Here is a 17,364-nt window from a genome sequence, read left to right on the forward strand (position 1 = left end):
ATAACACTCAGGGAAGCAGATTACTTAAACTTGTGTTTGAACTGCGAATGGGATCAAGCTTCCGCCTGGGCCTGCAGACGCTTCCACATCTCCTGCACCAGCACCTCGTCCTGCTCGGAGAGCTCACCCTGCAAGATGGCCTCGTTCAGGCTGCGCAGCACATAGCTCTTGACGTCCCGCACCAGGGTCTTGCCCTCCAGCTCGGCGCGCGCCACCGCAAGGGAGATGTGCCCTCGCAGATAGCCACCCGCAAACAGCTCGTCTTCGCTGGCCGTGGCGACCATGGCGTCGATCAGTCCCAACAACTTGTGTTCAAAATCGTGAATCGTCATTTAACGCAGCCTCATTTCCGGGGTTGCCGGCAAAAAATTCGGGGAGTGGAACCGCGATCCGGTTGATCGCGGCTCTCTGGCGCCAGGCCAGCCGCATCCTTGATGTCCTATTCCGGGTTGGCCACCGGGTAGATGACCTGATCCTTGTATCCCGTGGTTATGCGCAGATAACCACTCAACGACCGGTTCAGTGCCGGATCGTCGGTGTCCACCAGCAGCGGACGGCCTTCTAGCGCCGCCAGCTTGGCTTTGGTGGCGAGCACCTGGATATGCTCGCGCCCGACGGCCCGGATCACGTCTGGACTCAATTGCTGATTTCCGCGCCCGAACAGATGTCCCTGACCGCCGATCAGGGTGATGATCAGACGGCAGCGACGGCCGCGGATCCGGGTCAGGATCTCGGCGGCGCTGAGATCCTGCCCGATAAGTTGGCCATTTTCCACCAGATCCACACCGAGCAAGGTATTTTCCAGCCCCAGCTCACCCATGCAGGCGGCCACCGTGCTCCCCGACCCCATCAGGTAGAGGGTATCGGGCTCCATCTGCTCCACCACACCGGCGGCAAGATCGGCGAGCACCAGCTCCTCGGACTCCCGCCCCCCCTGCTTGACCGCCTGCACGTAGCGCAGATCCCCGGGCACCAGCAGCTGCCCGTAGTGGCGGGCGCGCACCTTGCCGGCGCGAAACGCCTCCTCGTTGATGTCCATCACCTCCGCATCCACCAGGCTCAGGAGCTCCCCTGCGATCATTCTGGCCGCCACCCGGCCGCTTGCCGCCGGCGTCACCCCGTAGACCCCGGAGTGGATTTTGCACCCCGCCGGGATGCCGAGCACATGGCAGGACTCCCCCACCGCCGCGCAGATGTCACGGGCGGTGCCATCGCCACCGGCGAAGAGCAGCAGATCCACCCCGGCATCGCGCAGGGCCAGGGCGGCGGCCCGGGTATCCTCGGCGCTCGTCTGCGCCCCGGCAGGCCGATGGACGATGCGATGGGGCAGCCCGAGCTCTGCGGCAAGCGTCTCCCCCATCTCACCGGCCACCGTCAGCAGCTCGAATGACGTGGTCAGCTCGCACAGGGGCAACAGGGCCTGGCGGGCCCGCTCCCGGGCCTTGGGGACGGCCCCGCGCGCCAGCGCCTCGGCGACCATACCGTCACTGCCCTTGAGACCGACGGCCCCGCCGATGCCGGCGACGGGGTTGATGATGAGCCCTAATCGAAACATGTTTCCCTCCTGTTGGATCGCCGCCATTTTTATCTTTTCCCGCCACTGGGACAAGCCATGACCCCCTGCTAAAATGCGCGGCTTCTACCTCAATCACTGTTCAACCAAGGTTCAATCATGCTGGAATGGATTGCTGACCCCTCCGCCTGGGTCGCGCTCGCCACCCTGACCCTGCTCGAGATCGTGCTCGGCATCGACAACATCATTTTCATCTCCATCCTGGTGGGTCGCCTGCCGGAAGCCCAGCGCCAGAAAGCGCGCATCCTGGGGCTGGGGCTCGCCATGGGCACCCGCATCCTGCTGCTGCTCTCCCTGGCCTGGGTGATGCGCCTCACCGAGCCCCTCTTCACCGTGCTGGGGGAAGCCATCTCGGGACGGGATCTCATCCTGCTGGTGGGGGGTCTGTTCCTCATCGCCAAGAGCACCCACGAGATCCACCAGAGCCTGGAAGGGGCCGCCGAAGAGGCGGGTGTGGTGAGCAAGACCACGGGCTTCCTGTCCACCCTGGTGCAGATCGCCATCCTCGACATCATCTTCAGCCTGGACTCCGTCATCACCGCCGTGGGCATGGCGGATCATGTCCCTGTCATGGTGCTGGCCATCATCATCGCCGTCGGCGTCATGATGTTTGCCGCCAAGGCCATCGGCGACTTCGTCGATACCCACCCCACCATCAAGATGCTGGCCCTCTCCTTCCTTATCCTGGTCGGGGTGGCGCTGATGGCCGAAGGGCTGGATCTGCACATTCCCAAGGGTTACATCTACTTCGCCATGGCCTTCTCGCTGGTGGTGGAGATGATCAACATCCGCCTGCGCGGCCACCAGGAGCGGGCCAAGTAAACCGCGACCTGCCGAGAGATGGCCAAACAAAAAGCGCGACCCAGGGTCGCGCTTTTTTATTGCCCCGCCAACGGGGCGCCTTGGGCTCAGAGGGCGTTGCGAGCGGCCACGGCGTCCGCCAGGTTGCGCAGCAGCACCTCGGTATCGGCCCAGCCGATGCAGGCGTCGGTGATGCTCTGGCCGAAGGTGAGCTCGCACCCGTCCACCAGATCCTGACGCCCTTCCACCAGGTGACTCTCCACCATGACGCCGAACACCGCCTTGCTGCCGGCACGCAGCTGACCGGCCACGTCCTCGGCCACCAGCATCTGGTTCTTGAACTGCTTGCTGCTGTTGGCGTGGCTGAAGTCGATCATCACTTTCTGGGGCAGACCCGCCTTGTCCAGACCACTCACCACCTCATCCACGTGACGGGCGCTGTAGTTGGGCTCGCGGCCACCGCGCAGGATGATGTGACAGTCCGGGTTGCCAGCGGTCGAGACGATGGCGGAGTGGCCGTACTTGGTCACCGACAGGAAGTGATGCGGGGCGCTGGCGGCGCCGATGGCGTCGATGGCCACCTTGATGGTGCCGTCGGTGCCGTTCTTGAAGCCCACCGGGCAGGAGAGACCGGAGGCCAGCTCGCGGTGTACCTGGGATTCGGTGGTACGGGCACCGATGGCACCCCAGCTCATCAGATCCGCCACGTATTGCGGGGTGATCATGTCGAGGAACTCGGAGGCGGTCGGCAGCCCCATGTCGTTGAGATCCAGCAAGAGCTTGCGACCCAGGCGCAGGCCGTCATTGATCTGGCAGCTGTTGTCGAGGTAGGGATCGTTGATCAGCCCCTTCCAGCCCACTGTGGTACGGGGTTTTTCGAAGTAGACCCGCATCACGATCTCCAGCTGATCTTTCAGCTCGTCGCGCAGCACCTTGAGGCGTTTGCCGTATTCCAGGGCGGCGACCGGATCGTGGATGGAGCAGGGGCCGATCACCACCAGCAGGCGATCATCGTCGCCGGCCAGGATGTTGTGGATGGCCTGACGGGATTCAAACACGGTGGCCGAGGCGGTGTCGGTCGCCGGAAACTTCTCAAGCACCGCAACCGGGGGCAATAACTCTTTGATTTCACTGATACGAACGTCGTCGGTTTGATGCTGCATGACCAAGTTTCCTGCTAGATGACTGCGATAAAGAGATCTCAATCTAGCCCTGTGCTGGGTCGGTGTAAATAGAAAATTACATTCTTCGACAAGGAATTTTATTATCGCACCTTGCAAGTTTGCATAATGCTGCTAGGAGGCATGAAAAAAGCGGGGGCAGAGATGAAAAGGCCCGCACGAAGCGGGCCGAAAGGGCTCAGGCCTGACTGACGCTGGCCAGCTTGTCGAAGTAGTCCGGGAAGGTCTTGGAGGTGCAACCCGGATCATTGATGGTGACCGGCGTATCGGAGAGTGCCACCAGGGAGAAGCACATGGCGATGCGGTGATCGTTGTAGGTGTCGATGGCCGCGTGTTTGAGCTGTGCGGGCGGGATCACGGTGATGAAGTCGTGCCCCTCCTCCACTTCCACGCCCAGCTTGCGCAGCTCGGTCGCCATGGCGTGCAGGCGGTCGGTCTCCTTCACCCGCCAGTTGTAGATGTTGCGGATAGTGGTGGTGCCCTCAGCAAACAGCGCCGTGGTGGCGATGGTCATGGCCGCATCCGGGATGTGGTTCATGTCCATGTCGATGCCGTGCAACGGCCCCTGCTCGGCCTCGATGAAGTCATCGCCCCAGGTGATGCGGGCCCCCATCTTCTCCAGTACGTCGGCGAAGTGGATGTCCCCCTGGATGCTGTGCTTGCCGATGCCGGTAACCCGCACCTTGCCCTTGATGGCGCCCGCCGCGAGGAAGTAGGAGGCGCTGGAGGCATCCCCTTCCACCAGGAAGTCCCCCGGGCTGACATAGGTCTGGTTGCCCTTGATGTAGAACACCTTGTAGTCGTCGTGCTCGATGACCACCCCGAACTGCTTCATGATGTGCAGGGTGATGTCGATGTAGGGCTTGGAGACCAGCTCCCCCTTGATGTGGATGCGGGTGTCGCCGGCCGCCATGGGGGCCGCCATCAAAAACGCCGTCAGGAACTGGCTGGAGACGGAGCCGTCGATGTGGACATCGCCACCCCAGAGCCCCTTGGCATCCACCACCAGAGGCGGATAGCCATCTTTCTTCAGGTACTGGATGTGGGCACCCGCTTCGCGCAGGGCATCCACCAGGTGGCCGATGGGGCGCTCTTCCATGCGCGGCTCGCCGCCCAGGGTGTACTCGCCGGAGCCCAGGCACAGGGCGGCGCACAGGGGGCGCATGGCAGTACCGGCATTGCCGAGGAACAGGTTGACCGGTGCCGAGACCGCGAAGCTGCGACCCAGACCGTGCACGGTGCACTCGGTCTTGTCGGCGGAGAGCTTGTACTTGACGCCGAGCTGGGTCAGCGCCGCCAGCATGTGGCGGATGTCATCGCTGTCGAGCAGGTTGGTCAGCCGGGTGGTGCCCCGGGCCAGGGCCGCCAGCAGCAGGGCCCGGTTAGAGACACTCTTGGAGCCGGGCAGATTGACCACCCCGGCCACGCTAGAAATGGGTTCCAAACGCAACGAATTCATAGACTTCCTGTTCGATCTCAATTAAATCACCTGACCGGACGTTAACAGCCCGCGTCCCCCGCGGCAAGTTCGACAGTGGCACGACCGCGGGAGAGGGCGGCCTGGGTCAGGATGGGTCTGAAAAACAGACGCCGGGGAGTCCCCGGCGTCTGGCAATGGGGAGACACGCCTCAACCGTGGCGTTTGGCAAAGTCATCCATAAAGCTGACCAGGGCCTTGACCCCTTCCAGGGGCATGGCGTTGTAGAGGCTGGCGCGCATGCCACCGACGATGCGGTGTCCCTTGAGGGCCAGCAGACCGGCCGCTTCCGACTCCGCCAGGAACAGCTTGTCCAGGGCCTCGTTCTTCAGCTGGAAGGGCACGTTCATGCGGGAGCGGCAGGCCACATCCACCTTGTTGCCATAGAAGTTCGACTGATCGAGGTAGCCGTAGAGGAAGTCGGCCTTCTCCTTGTTGCGTGCTTCCATCGCCGCCAGGCCACCCTGCTCCTTGAGCCACTCGAACACCAGACCGGCCAGATACCAGGCGTAGGTGGGGGGCGTGTTGAACATGGAGTCGTTCTTGGCGGTGAGCTGGTAGTCGAAGATAGACGGCACATCGGCGCGGGCCTGGTTCAGCAGGTCGTCGCGCACGATGGCGATGGCCAGACCAGAGGGGCCGATGTTCTTCTGGGCACCGGCGTAGAGGATGCCGAAGCGGCTCACGTCGAGGGGACGGGAGAGGATGGTGGAGGAGAGATCCGCCACCAGGGGCACATCGCCGGTGGCCGGGATGTCGAACATCTCGATGCCATCGATGGTTTCGTTCGGGCAGTAGTGCACATAGGCGGCATCGGCGCGAAACGCCGGCGTCGGCAGCAGGTGGGAGACCCCCTGCTCGTTCTTGGCCACCCCCTGGAAGGTCTGGATGTCACCGTATTTCTGGGCTTCATCCACGGCGCTCTGGGCCCAGACGCCGGTCACCAGGTAATCCGCCTTCTTGTTGGCGCCACCCAGCAGGTTCATGGGCACGGCGGAGAACTGGCCGCGGCCACCGCCGTGCATGAAGAGCACCTTGTAGTTGTCCGGCACCGCCAGCAGGTCGCGCAGGTCCGCTTCGGCCTTCTCGGCGACCGCCATATAGGGCTTGCCGCGATGGGAAAGCTCCATGACCGAGGCTCCCAGCCCCTGGAAATTACAAAATTCGCGCTGGGCGCGCTCCATGACTTCAACCGGCAACATGGCAGGGCCGGCGCAGAAGTTGTAAATCTGTTTGCTCATGACGCTTTCCGTGAATGGATGTGTGTGATCGGTGACTCGAACGTTTTTACACGACAGCCCCCGTGGGGGCAAAGGCTTTTTGGGATCCAGCGCAACCTTTTGCCCCGGCGCCACCGGGCACCCATCAGACAAAAGCCCTGAACGGGCCAGGGCTTGCAGAGAATATGCATGGAAACGGGGGCGAGACAGCACGGACGGCTTTGTTCGCCCCTTTGTGGCAAATTTACAGCTTGGCGGTGAGCTCCGGCAGCAGGGTGAAGAGATCCCCCACCAGACCGTAGTCCGCCACCTGGAAGATGGGGGCCTCCGCGTCCTTGTTGATGGCGACGATCACCTTGGACTCCTTCATCCCCGCCAGATGCTGGATGGCCCCCGAGATGCCCACCGCGATGTAGAGCTCGGGGGCCACCACCTTGCCGGTCTGCCCCACCTGCAGGTCGTTGGAGACATAACCCGCATCCACGGCGGCCCGCGATGCCCCGACGGCAGCCCCCAGCTTGTCCGCCAGGGCGTCGATGAGGGCAAAGTGCTCTTTCGAGCCGAGTGCCCGCCCGCCGGAGACCACCACCCGGGCCGCCCCGAGCTCGGGTCTGGCGGAGCGCACCGCACGCCGCTCGATGAGCCGGGTACGGCAGCGCACCTCGGCCACCGGCAGCGATTCCATCACGGCACGCTCCTCCCCGGACCCGGCCTTGGCGAACGCGGTAGGCCGCACGGTGAGCACCTTGACGGGGGCGCTGCTCGCCACCCGGGCGATGGCGTTGCCCGCATAGATGGGACGCAGGAAAGTGTCGGGCCCCTCGATGCCGGTCACCTCGGCGATCATCTCCACCCCGAGCCTGGCCGCCACTCGCGGCAGCAGATCCTTGCCCTGGCTGCTGGCCGCCATCAGGCAGTGCTGGTAGTCCCTGGCCACCTCGGCGAGCAGTCTGTCGACCCCGTCGTTGAGCCCCTCCGCCAGCATGGGATGTTCTGCCAGCAGCACCCGGTTTACCCCCGTGAGGGCGGCGGCCTGCTTCCCCGCCTCCGTCAGCCCCTGCCCCAGCAGCAAGAGGTGCACCTCGCCCCCCAGGCGCCCCGCCGCCGTGACCAGCTGGGCCAGGTTGTCGGCGATCCGCCCCTGATGATGTTCCGCAATCACAAGTACGCTCATGGCAACACCTTCATGTCATCCATTGATCCCTTGCTCCCCGGGGCCGCTGCCCCATGTATGGCGCTCACGCCTGCGGGAGGCATCCCTCTCATGCCCCTGCCCATCAGAGCACCTGGGCTTCGTGCTTGAGCTTGTCCAGCAGCTCGTCCACCGAGCCCACCCTGATGCCGGCGCTGCGCACCGGCGGCGCCATCACCCCGAGCTGCCGTGTCTGGTCGGCCGGCACCACCCCGAGGGCGGCGAACGGCTGGCTCTCCAGCGGCTTGCGCTTGGCCTTCATGATGTTGGGGAGGGAGGCGAAGCGCGGCTCGTTGAGGCGCAAGTCCACGGTCACCACGGCGGGCAGCGCCATGCCGAGGGTCTCGAGGCCACCGTCTATCTCGCGGGTCACCTGCAATTCCCCCTCCACCAGCCTGATGGCGGAGGCGAAGGTGGCAAGCGGCCAGTCATTGAGGGCGGCGAGCATCTGCCCCACCTGGTTGTTGTCGGAATCGATGGACTGTTTGCCGAGCAGCACCAGATCGGGCTGCTCCTGCCCGCACACCGTTTGCAGGGCCCGGGCCACGGTGAGCGGAGTCAGGGTCTCGTCGGTAACATAGTGCAGCGCCCGATCCGCCCCCAGCGCCAGGGCATGGCGCAACTGCTCGGCCGCCGCCTCGGGGCCGAAGGTCACCACCACCAGCTCGGATGCCACGCCGGCTTCCCGCAGCCTGACCCCCTCCTCCACCGCGATTTCACAAAACGGGTTGATGCCCATCTTCACATTGGCGAGCTCCACATCGGAGCCATCCCCCTTGACCCGGATCCTGACGTTGTAATCAACGACCCGTTTGACTGCGACCAGCAGCTTCATGGCGGTCATCCCTCATACCTGTTGTGTGGGTCCACCTTGTCGTCACTCACTTTTCTGCTGACAAAGTGGTTTACGTTTACGTAAACTACCAGCACTACCCTAGGCCAAGTCGAGCACAGAGGCAAGATGGAACGCGAAGCAATGGAATTTGATGTCGTCATCGTGGGTGGCGGCCCGGCAGGCCTGAGCGCCGCCATCGCATTGAAGCAGCAGGCCCCGGCCCTCTCGGTCTGCCTGCTGGAGAAGGGGGCCGAGATCGGCGCCCACCTGATCTCCGGCGCCCTGCTCGATCCCGTCGCCCTCAGGGAGCTGCTGCCAGAGAGCTGGCAGGAGGCCCCCCTCGGCGTGCCGGTGACGGATGATCAGGTCCATCTGCTGCAAAGCGACAGCCGCTCCCTGCAGCTGCCCCACTGGGCGGTGCCACCCCGCATGCACAACGACGGCAGCCACATCATCAGCCTCGGCACCCTCTGCCGCTGGCTCGGCAAGCAGGCCGAGGCCCTCGGTGTCGAGATCTACCCGGGCTTTGCTGCCAGCACCCTCATCGTGGAGGAGGGCCGGGTGCGCGGGGTGGTGACCGGTGATCTTGGTCTCGACAAGGAGGGCAACCCCAAGCCGGATCACGTGCCCGGCATGGCCCTGTATGGGCGCTATACCCTGTTTGCCGAAGGGGCGCGCGGCCACCTCGGCAAACAGCTGATCGCCCGATTCCATCTGGAAAATACCGCCCAGCCGCAGCATTACGCCATCGGCTTCAAGGAGGTGTGGCAGGTGCCAGCGGGACAATCCCATCCTGGGCGGGTGCTCCATGGCAGCGGCTGGCCCCTTGGGGAGGGAAAGGGCAACAAGAGTCAGGGGGGCTTCTATCTCTATCATCTGGCCCAGGATCAGGTGGCGGTCGGCCTTATCGTCGATCTCAACTACCAGAATCCCTGGCTCAGCCCCTTTGACGAATTCCAGCGTCTCAAGCACCACCCCCTCATCGCGGCAACGTTGCAGGGGGGCGAGCGCATCAGCTACGGCGCGCGGGCCATCACCAAGGGGGGCTGGCACTCATTGCCGCGCATGCACTTTCCCGGCGGTCTGCTCATCGGTTGTGACGCGGGCACCCTGGACTTCTCCCGCATCAAGGGGATCCACACTGCCATGAAGTCCGGCATGGTGGCGGCCGCGACGGTCGCCATGGCACTGCGAGGAGGGGATGAAGGGGGACGGGATCTGGCCGAGTTTCAGGACGCGCTGCTGCAAAGCTGGCTGACCCGGGAACTGAAGAGGGCCCGCAACGTCGGGGCCGCCCTGCACCGCTTCGGCCCCTGGCTCGGCGGCGCCTTCAACTGGCTGGAGCAGCGACTCTTTGCCTTGACCTCTCCTTTTACTCTGCTGGACAAGGAGCCGGATTACCGCCAGCTGCGCCTGGCCAGCCGTTGCCAGCCCATCGACTACCCCAAACCCGACGGCAAGCTCAGCTTCGACAAGCTCTCTTCCGTCTATCTGGCCAGCACCAGCCACGACGAGGATCAACCCTGTCACCTGACCCTTCAGGACGCGCGCATTCCGGTCGAGGTCAACCTGCCCACCTGGGCCGAACCCGCCCAGCGCTACTGCCCGGCGGGGGTGTTCGAGATCCTTGATGGGGATACCCGGCCAAGGCTGCAGATCAACGCCGCCAACTGCATTCACTGCAAAACCTGCGACATCAAGGATCCCAGCCAGAATATCGTCTGGACGCCGCCCCAGGGCGGCTCGGGCCCCAACTATCCCAATCTGTAACAGGCTTGCCCACGCACACCAGAGCAGATAACAAGGAGACGCAGCCCCGGAACACCGCCCGGAGACCGTTTCCTGCGCTTGGCCGGGGGCTGTCGCAGGGCGACCAGCAACCCGCCATTCCCGCCGGTGAGCCCGGGCCCTCCCCCACACCAGGGCGAACAAAGAAGGCGACGCCGGGATCGCCCGCATCGGGGTCGCCACGGCTGATCCGACCTCGCCGATTTTTTGAGCGAACAGGCTGAACCCCTGATGAATAGGCCCTGACAAGCGGGTCCCGCCCCTGTATAGTTCGCCGCATTCAGGTTGTCCATCGGCCTCGTTATGCTATTTCATGGGATCGCTTTCCGTGCGATCTAAGGCCGCATGAACCTGTGCAACCATCCCTGATTACCCATGACTTCTTAAGGGGGGACAGATGATCACCGCCTACATTCTCAACAACAAGGTGCTGGACATAGTCACGCTCGGGCCGGATGACATCGTTCCCGACAACACCGTCTGGCTGGATGCCTACAGGCCGGACACTGCGGAGCGAGAATGGTTGACGGGCCTGTTCCTGGAGGAGGTGCCGGACAAGGAGGAGCTCGATGACATCGAGGCATCCGCCCGCTTCTACTGGGACACCGACGGTCTGCACATCCACTCCCTGTTTCCCCAGCGCATCGGTCGCGACACCAAGGGTGTGCACGTCTCTTTTACCCTGCGCAACAACCTGCTGATCAGCATTCGCGAGGATGACATCGGCCTGGTGCGTTTGCTGCGCCACTACATGCGTCAGGACAGACTGGAGGTCGAAGATGCCCTCGACATCCTGCTGGAGGTGCAGAACCTCAAGGTGGAGTACCTCTCAGACCTGATCGAGGATGGGTACAAGACCCTGGAGAACACCGCCGATCAGATCTTCGAGCCGGACCAGATCAACCCCATGCTCAAGGAGCTGATGGCCCAGGAAGAGGCCAACGGCCAGATCCGTCTCTCCCTGCACGATACCCGCCGCGCCCTGCGCTTTCTCAAACGCAGCCTGCGCCAGCGCATGACGGGGGAGCAGAACAAGTGGATCGACGAGATGCTGCACGACGTGGAATCCCTGCTGCCCCATACCCAGTTCCTGTTCGACAAGATCAACTTCCAGCTGGAGGCCTCCATGGGGGTGACCAATCTGGAGCAGAACAAGGTGATCAAGATCTTCTCGGTAGCCGCGGTCATCTTCCTGCCGCCGACCCTTATCGCCAGCATCTACGGCATGAACTTTGGCCGCATGCCGGAGCTCGCCTGGGAATACGGCTATCCCCTCTCCCTGGTGCTGATGGTGATGTCATCGCTGGGCACCGGTCTCTTCTTCAAGCGAAAAGGCTGGCTGTGACGCCGGAACCCGGCAACTAAAGACTGCGGATTGGGGGGCATGGCCCCCCGATTAATTCCCGGCCGTTGCCGGCCTTGTAATGGCCTGCCCTGTGCCCCATATCCCCTTCATCACTCGCACTGCATGAATGGATACCGGGCCACCATGACCCTCTACCCCGAACACCGTTACGACGATCACGGCCAGTTGCGCCCCCCGCTCTGGTTCTGGCCCATCGCCCTCTTGCTGACCCGCTCGGTCTGGCTGTTTCTGATGGCGGGGGTCACCCGGGAGAGTGGCAGCGCCATCCTGACCCTCTTCTACCCGGACAAGCTCACCCTCTATATCAGCCTGCTGACGGACGTGCCCGCCATGCTGGCGCTGCTCGCCTGCGGCGGCACCCATCGCCAGACCCACAGTGCCAGAGCCTGGCTCAGACGCCACAGTCCCTTGCTGCTGCTCTGCTCTGCCGTCAGTGGCCTGCTGATGCAACTGCACAGCCTCAATCTGCAGCAGTGGTCGTTCAACTGGCCCACCGCCCTGGTGCTCATCGCCAGCCTCTGGGCGCTCTGGTATCTGCTGAGAAGCCGCCAGTTGCGGGATTATGCTCTGGATCAGCCCCACTGACAGGCTGGTTCACTGGCGCGTGACCCGGATCTGCAGAGTCTGGCGTTCGCTGCCGCTGGCCCCGCCCATGCCTGATGGATTGGCGATCGCGGCCTCCCGGCTGCCTTGGGTTGTGGAAAGCTCCCCCACCGTCAGCCACTGGCCCGGGGCGCCGCTCACCTCGGTGGCACTCTGGCCGGTGTGTATGTTGCCTCGCTCCACTCTTGCCTGTTCACTGCTGAGGGCCACCTGCACCCTGTCCCCTATCAGGGTCGCGGTGGCGTAGAGACCGTTCATCAGCGGCATCATGCCCACCACCCTTCCCCCCTGCCACTGGTAAAAGGTGACCGGCTGATAGGACCCCATCTGCAACAACACGGGCCGTCCGGAGAGGCCACGCACCTGCCAGTTGTCACTCTGGCTGCGTTCATAGTGCCGGGCATCCCCCTCCAGCAGCCACTGCCGTTTGGCATCCAGGCCCAGCCCCACTCCGGCCTGCTGACGGCTGGAGGCGCCATCCACCCGCCACTCGATGAGCAGGCTTTGGGGCGGCTGGTTCACTTGCGCCAGGGTACGCTCGGCCTCCTGCAACTGGGCGGGGGTTCCGCTCAGTACCAGCTGGTTGCCCATGGCGCTCACCCCGAGATCCGGGTAGATCTCCTTGAGCGTCTGCACCGCGGCATCCGCCTCGAATACCGGTATGACCTTCACTTCGGCCCTCAGGGGCAATGCCAGCAACAGGCAGCACCCCAGCCCCCAATACCCTGATCCAGCGCGCATCTTCTCCTCCCGGCGTTCACCGCCACCCTCTCGCTTCCTGCCATCATGGTCCATGGCGCCCCGATTGCAACGGGCCTAGTATGCAACCCCACACAGAGGCACCTGATAAAGACTCGTTAAGATACCAATAAATACAAATAAAAATGGTTATCATTTGTTGTCACAACAAAAACCCTCGGATACAATTCGGACTCATTTTTTCGAGTCAGCCTCTGATGAAGCCAGAATCCGTCGCATCCACCCCTGCCGCCATCCACCTTGCGCTGCTCATCAACATGCTCTCCATGGGCTGCATGATGATGGTGATGCCCCTTGGCCCGGAACTGGTAACCCGCCTGGGGATGCTGCCGGAGCAGACAGGTTACTTCAGCGGCGGCGCCACCCTGGGAGCCGCCCTGCTGGGCCTCCTGGCCGCCCCCTGGCTCGATCGGGTCAACCGCAAACCCGCCCTGCTGGTACTGCTGGTCCTGCGCTTCCTGCTCTTGATGGCTTGCGCCCTGGCCGAGGATAGCCAGACCCTGCTGCTGCTCTTTATCCTGTCCGGCTGCGTCGCCGGCCCCCTTGGGGCCATCCTGATGGCGGCGGTGCTGGATCTGGTACCGCCCGCCGAGCGGGGCCGCCGTCTCGCCTACGTGGGCATGGCGTTTTCCCTGGCCGCCATTCTGATCGTGCCCGCGGCCCTCGTGCTGGCCCAGTGGTCTGGCTGGCAGAGCCCCTTCCTCTTGTTTGGTGCTGGCGGCCTGCTGCTGGCCCTGCTGTGTGCCATCTGGCTGCCGTCCCTGCCGGTCAACCGGGCCCCGGCAGGCCAGGGGATGCGCCAGTTGCTGGGGTCACCGCTCTGCCAGGGAGCCCTCTTCATCCTCTGCCTGCAGATGTTCGGCCACTTCCTGCTCATTCCGCACTTTGCCAACTACTTCCAGTTCAACCTGGGTTTCCCGCGCGAGCAGATCGCCAGCCTCTATCTGTGCGGCGGCCTTGCCAGCATGGCCACCATGCGCCTGTGCGGCGGCTGGATCGATCAGGGCCGCGCCCAGGGCGCCATCCTGCTCACCAGCCTGGCCCTGGCCCTGATCACCCTGGTGGGCTTTGCCTTGCCGGCAGGCCTGCCTCTCTATCTGCTGTTCACCCTCTTCATGGCCCTGAGCTCCGCCCGTGCCAGCACCACCCTCGCGGTCACGGCGGCCATTCCGGCCCCCCATCAGCGCGCCGCCTTCATGTCTTTCCAGGGCTCGGTCACCAATGTGGCGGCGGGCCTAGGCAGCCTGTTCTCCGCCAGATATCTGGTCTCCGACGAGGGGGGCGCCCTGCACGGTTTCCCCACCCTGGCCTGGATCAACATTGCGTGCACCCTGGTGGCCTGCGCCGGTGTCTGGTTCCTCATCCGGGGCCTGAAGAGCACAAGAGATAACAATAATCCTGCCTCTGGCACCGCCAGACAAGGAAGTCAGTGAGCACCGGATCAGAAGAATCCGGACCCCATAACCTCAGTTATATCCATGGAGTTTTTGACAATGCAGTTGCAGCACGGCCTCTTTAAACTGAACCCCATTCTGCTCTCCCTTGGTCTGCTGGCCGTACCGGGCCTGGCCCAGGCCGAGTCCGTCAAGGCCAACGAGACGGTGGTGGTCACCGCCACCCAGACCAAGCACACCGAGCTGACCGCCCCGGCCAGCGTCTCCGTGGTCACCCGCGCCGATCTGGACAAGATGAACGTCAACAACATCGGCGATGCCCTCAAGCACGTGCCCGGTGTCAACATCATCGGCACCAACCCCACGGGTCGCAACGAGATCAAGATCCGCGGCATGGGCGGTGACTACACCCTGCTGCTGGTCAACGGCAAGCGGGTCAACGCCCGCGAGACCCTGGGCAGCTCCTTTGGCAACGACTTCGACTTAAGCTCCATCCCCATGGCCGCCATCGAGCGCATCGAGGTGATCCGCGGTCCCGTCTCCTCCCTGTACGGGGCCGATGCCCTCGGCGGCGTGGTCAACGTGATCCTGCGCCAGGCCAAGGAGAACACCGAAGCGGCCGTCGGCTACACCCACACCATGCCCACCAAGGGGGATGGCGGGGATGCCAACCAGGGTAGCGCCTTCGTCTCCGGCGCCCTGATCGACAACAAGCTGCTGGGCAGCGTGGTGGTGGAAGGCTATCAGCGGGATCGCTGGAAGAGCGAGCAGTCCAACAACCCGGATGCCGACGCCCTGGAGAAACGGGAAGTGGTCAACGTGCTCTCCAGCCTGAAGTGGCTGGTGGCCGACAACCAGGACATCGACTTCGATCTGGGTTACAACCAGAACGACATGGACAGCTACTTCAACAACGTGCCCCGTGCCCCGACCGCACCGGCTACCCCCCACAACGTGCAGAAACTCGATCGCCTGAGCCTGGGGCTGACCCACAACGGCCATTGGGAACACTTCGACAGCCGCGCTCGTTACTACTTCGAGCAGACCGATCTGATGGATGACTCCCAGCTCAACGGTGGCGCCGCCGACATCACCCAGACCAACAACACGGTGGATGGCCAGTTGAGCGGCTACCTCGGGGATCACCTGCTGACCTCGGGTGCAGAGTTCCGCAAGACCGAGCTGGAGCACAGCCGCAGCATCCAGAACGGCAGCGTGGATGCGAGCCAGAGCGCCCTCTACCTGCAAGACGAGTTCGGCTTTGGGGATCTGGCCCTGACGCTCTCCGGCCGTCTGGATCACCACGAGACCTATGGCAACGAGTTCAGCCCCCGTGCCTACGCCCTCTACTCCCTGAGTGACGAGTGGGTGATCAAGGGGGGCGCCGGCAAGGCGTTCAAGGCCCCGACCCTGGCCCAGTCCAGCGAAGGGTTCGCCACCACCGCCTGCCGCGGCGCCTGCAAGGTGATAGGCAACCCGGATCTGAAGCCGGAAACCTCCGTCAGCTACGAGCTTGGCACCGCCTACAACGCCGATCGCTTCGGCGCAGGGGTGACCGGCTTCCACAACGAGATCGAGGATCTGATCCAGAGCGATCAGTGGGGCCCGGGCTACCGTCCGACCGTCATGACCTACCTCAACGTCAAGAAGGCCCGCATCAAGGGGCTGGAGCTGACCGGCTGGTTCGACGTGCTGGACAACGTGCAGCTGACCGGCAACCTGACCCTTCTGGACTCCGAAGACAAGAGCACGGGTGACGATCTGGCCAAGACCCCGGATCACACCGGCAACATCGGCCTGGACTGGAAGGCGAGCGACGTGGTCAGCGCCAACCTGGCCTGGCAGTATGTCGGCAGCCAGCTGATCAAGGTGCCGGCCCGCAACGCCCAGGCATTCACCTCCAAGCACTACCAGACCCTGGACGTGAACACCAAGTGGACCGTCACGCCGGCCCTGGACTTCAAGCTCGGCATCACCAACCTCACCAACACCCAGCGTGACGAGGTGGCGACCGACGCCGACTTCATCCTGGAAGGTCGCACCGTCTACGCAGGGGTCGATTACAAGCTGTAATCCATCCTGTCTGCGGGAGCCCCGGTCGCGGGGCTCCCTTTTTGCGTTTCTGCCTCCCCGAATTCAAGGAGTCATTGAGTGCTCAGATACCAAGCTCGGCTGTTCTGGCTCGGCGTGCTGCTCCTCTTCCTGCTGATTTGTCTGTCACTGGCCACCGGGGCCGGTGTCTATGGTGGCCGCGAGGTCGCTGGTTTCCTGATGGGCGATCCCGCCTTCGTGGCCGATGAAAAGCTCGCCATGATAGTCCATACCCTGCGCCTGCCCCGTACCCTGGCAGCCCTGGTGGTGGGGGCATCACTCTCCCTGGCGGCCTCCATGCTGCAAAGTGCCACCCGCAACCCTCTGGCCGAACCCGGCCTGCTCGGGGTCAATGCCGGCGCCGTCTTTGCTCTGGTGATCGGCCTCACCTGGTTTGGCGTCGAATCCGCCTACGGGTATCTGCTCTGGTCCGGCATGGGGGCCCTGCTCGGCAACCTCATCGTGCTGGGCCTCGGCCTCATGGTGGGGCGCTCCAACCCCCTCAAGCTCATCCTGGTAGGGGTCGCCCTCTCCGCCACCTTCGGCGGTCTTTCCAACTTCCTGCTGCTCTCCAACCGGGTGGTGCTGGAGCAGTTCCGCTTCTGGAACTTAGGGTCCCTTGCCGCCTCCAGTCTGGAAGCGGTACTCACCGTGGTCCCCTTCGCCCTGGCCGCCCTGCTGCTGACACTGGCGCTCTGTCGCCCTCTCACCCTGATGCAGATGGGGGATCACCAGTCCAGGGCCCTCGGCATCCGCCCCACCCGGGTGCGGATCGGCGTGCTCCTGGCCGCAACGCTCTTCACCGCCTGCGCCATCGCCATCGCTGGTCCCATCGGCTTTGTCGGCTTCCTCGCCGCCTACTGCGCCCGCCTGGTGGAGCCGGTTCGCCTCGCCATCCAGGTGCGCTTCTCCGCCCTGTTCGGGGTGCTCTTTCTGCTCGGAGCCGATGTGCTGGCCCGCTGGCTAATCCAGCCCTACGAGCTGCCCAACGGCGTCATTCTGGCGCTCATCGGGGCGCCCGTGCTCATCCTGGTGGTGCGCAGCGGCGGCTTCCGCTCCCTGCTGGCCGTCAAATAAGGTGCCA

At 63.9% G+C, this 17,364-nt stretch carries 15 protein-coding genes; 7 read left to right on the forward strand and 8 right to left on the reverse strand.

Annotated elements, in window-relative coordinates:
- Positions 1-53: 53 nt before the first annotated feature.
- Together OKC30_RS01090 and OKC30_RS01095 are read right to left on the reverse strand one after the other, a co-directional pair.
- Positions 54-332, reverse strand: a complete 279-nt coding sequence (locus OKC30_RS01090; protein WP_010674457.1) for a YfcL family protein — start codon at positions 330-332, stop codon at positions 54-56.
- Between the two features lie 107 nt (positions 333-439).
- Entirely contained in the window at positions 440-1,555 is a 1,116-nt protein-coding gene (locus OKC30_RS01095; protein ID WP_270666107.1) for an ATP-NAD kinase family protein, read from the reverse strand.
- A 117-nt stretch (positions 1,556-1,672) separates the two neighbouring features.
- On the opposite strand from OKC30_RS01095, the gene OKC30_RS01100 reads away from it, so the two are divergent.
- Positions 1,673-2,395 (forward strand): TerC family protein, encoded by a 723-nt coding sequence (locus OKC30_RS01100; protein WP_270666109.1) that lies wholly within the window; start codon positions 1,673-1,675, stop codon positions 2,393-2,395.
- Between the two features lie 86 nt (positions 2,396-2,481).
- Here OKC30_RS01100 and aroG read toward each other — a convergent pair whose 3' ends face one another.
- The 5 genes from aroG to OKC30_RS01125 all read right to left on the reverse strand — a co-directional run bounded on the left by aroG (position 2,482) and on the right by OKC30_RS01125 (position 8,279).
- Positions 2,482-3,537, reverse strand: a complete 1,056-nt coding sequence (aroG, locus tag OKC30_RS01105) for a 3-deoxy-7-phosphoheptulonate synthase AroG (protein ID WP_041212942.1) — start codon at positions 3,535-3,537, stop codon at positions 2,482-2,484.
- 196 nt (positions 3,538-3,733) lie between these two features.
- A complete protein-coding gene (gene aroA / locus OKC30_RS01110) occupies positions 3,734-5,014 on the reverse strand; it encodes a 3-phosphoshikimate 1-carboxyvinyltransferase (RefSeq protein ID WP_049636217.1) in 1,281 nt (426 codons plus the stop codon).
- Positions 5,015-5,184: 170 nt separating this feature from the next.
- Positions 5,185-6,273, reverse strand: a complete 1,089-nt coding sequence (gene serC / locus OKC30_RS01115; protein WP_113724858.1) for a 3-phosphoserine/phosphohydroxythreonine transaminase — start codon at positions 6,271-6,273, stop codon at positions 5,185-5,187.
- A gap of 223 nt (positions 6,274-6,496) precedes the next feature.
- Positions 6,497-7,426, reverse strand: coding sequence for an electron transfer flavoprotein subunit alpha/FixB family protein (locus OKC30_RS01120; protein ID WP_119197721.1), 930 nt, complete (start codon positions 7,424-7,426; stop codon positions 6,497-6,499).
- 103 nt (positions 7,427-7,529) lie between these two features.
- A complete protein-coding gene (locus OKC30_RS01125) occupies positions 7,530-8,279 on the reverse strand; it encodes an electron transfer flavoprotein subunit beta/FixA family protein (protein WP_160836922.1) in 750 nt (249 codons plus the stop codon).
- A 126-nt stretch (positions 8,280-8,405) separates the two neighbouring features.
- On the opposite strand from OKC30_RS01125, the gene OKC30_RS01130 reads away from it, so the two are divergent.
- The 3 genes from OKC30_RS01130 (at position 8,406) to OKC30_RS01140 (ending at position 12,018) form a co-directional block, all read left to right on the forward strand.
- Entirely contained in the window at positions 8,406-10,049 is a 1,644-nt protein-coding gene (locus tag OKC30_RS01130; protein ID WP_042863730.1) for an electron transfer flavoprotein-ubiquinone oxidoreductase, read from the forward strand.
- A gap of 415 nt (positions 10,050-10,464) precedes the next feature.
- Complete coding sequence (corA, locus tag OKC30_RS01135) at positions 10,465-11,412, forward strand: magnesium/cobalt transporter CorA (RefSeq protein WP_270666112.1); 948 nt, start codon at positions 10,465-10,467, stop codon at positions 11,410-11,412.
- Positions 11,413-11,556: 144 nt separating this feature from the next.
- Positions 11,557-12,018: a DUF2919 domain-containing protein gene (locus OKC30_RS01140; protein WP_039038891.1), complete on the forward strand. Its 462-nt coding sequence runs from the start codon at positions 11,557-11,559 to the stop codon at positions 12,016-12,018.
- 9 nt (positions 12,019-12,027) lie between these two features.
- Here the strand turns inward: OKC30_RS01140 and OKC30_RS01145 are convergent, their stop codons facing one another.
- Positions 12,028-12,777: a hypothetical protein gene (locus OKC30_RS01145; protein ID WP_103259986.1), complete on the reverse strand. Its 750-nt coding sequence runs from the start codon at positions 12,775-12,777 to the stop codon at positions 12,028-12,030.
- A gap of 215 nt (positions 12,778-12,992) precedes the next feature.
- On the opposite strand from OKC30_RS01145, the gene OKC30_RS01150 reads away from it, so the two are divergent.
- From OKC30_RS01150 to OKC30_RS01160, 3 genes are all read left to right on the forward strand, one after another.
- Positions 12,993-14,228 carry an MFS transporter gene (locus tag OKC30_RS01150; protein WP_103259985.1) on the forward strand — a complete coding sequence of 412 codons (1,236 nt, stop codon included), beginning with the start codon at positions 12,993-12,995 and terminating at the stop codon, positions 14,226-14,228.
- A 60-nt stretch (positions 14,229-14,288) separates the two neighbouring features.
- Positions 14,289-16,262, forward strand: a complete 1,974-nt coding sequence (locus tag OKC30_RS01155; protein WP_198497353.1) for a siderophore amonabactin TonB-dependent receptor — start codon at positions 14,289-14,291, stop codon at positions 16,260-16,262.
- Positions 16,263-16,340: 78 nt separating this feature from the next.
- On the forward strand, positions 16,341-17,357 hold the full coding sequence (locus OKC30_RS01160) for an amonabactin ABC transporter permease subunit 2 (protein WP_010674444.1): 1,017 nt from the start codon (positions 16,341-16,343) through the stop codon (positions 17,355-17,357).
- Positions 17,358-17,364: the final 7 nt, after the last annotated feature.

This window comes from Aeromonas sp. QDB18, assembly GCF_027705325.1.
Classification (GTDB): domain Bacteria; phylum Pseudomonadota; class Gammaproteobacteria; order Enterobacterales; family Aeromonadaceae; genus Aeromonas; species Aeromonas caviae.

Bases quoted from the DNA above. Each gene is read 5' to 3' on its own strand.
- OKC30_RS01090 (WP_010674457.1), bottom strand. From the start codon at position 332: ATGACGATTCACGATTTTGAACACAAGTTGTTGGGACTGATCGACGCC.
- OKC30_RS01095 (WP_270666107.1), bottom strand. From the start codon at position 1,555: ATGTTTCGATTAGGGCTCATCATCAACCCCGTCGCCGGCATCGGCGGG.
- OKC30_RS01100 (WP_270666109.1), top strand. From the start codon at position 1,673: ATGCTGGAATGGATTGCTGACCCCTCCGCCTGGGTCGCGCTCGCCACC.
- aroG (WP_041212942.1), bottom strand. From the start codon at position 3,537: ATGCAGCATCAAACCGACGACGTTCGTATCAGTGAAATCAAAGAGTTA.
- aroA (WP_049636217.1), bottom strand. From the start codon at position 5,014: ATGAATTCGTTGCGTTTGGAACCCATTTCTAGCGTGGCCGGGGTGGTC.
- serC (WP_113724858.1), bottom strand. From the start codon at position 6,273: ATGAGCAAACAGATTTACAACTTCTGCGCCGGCCCTGCCATGTTGCCG.
- OKC30_RS01120 (WP_119197721.1), bottom strand. From the start codon at position 7,426: ATGAGCGTACTTGTGATTGCGGAACATCATCAGGGGCGGATCGCCGAC.
- OKC30_RS01125 (WP_160836922.1), bottom strand. From the start codon at position 8,279: ATGAAGCTGCTGGTCGCAGTCAAACGGGTCGTTGATTACAACGTCAGG.
- OKC30_RS01130 (WP_042863730.1), top strand. From the start codon at position 8,406: ATGGAACGCGAAGCAATGGAATTTGATGTCGTCATCGTGGGTGGCGGC.
- corA (WP_270666112.1), top strand. From the start codon at position 10,465: ATGATCACCGCCTACATTCTCAACAACAAGGTGCTGGACATAGTCACG.
- OKC30_RS01140 (WP_039038891.1), top strand. From the start codon at position 11,557: ATGACCCTCTACCCCGAACACCGTTACGACGATCACGGCCAGTTGCGC.
- OKC30_RS01145 (WP_103259986.1), bottom strand. From the start codon at position 12,777: ATGCGCGCTGGATCAGGGTATTGGGGGCTGGGGTGCTGCCTGTTGCTG.
- OKC30_RS01150 (WP_103259985.1), top strand. From the start codon at position 12,993: ATGAAGCCAGAATCCGTCGCATCCACCCCTGCCGCCATCCACCTTGCG.
- OKC30_RS01155 (WP_198497353.1), top strand. From the start codon at position 14,289: ATGCAGTTGCAGCACGGCCTCTTTAAACTGAACCCCATTCTGCTCTCC.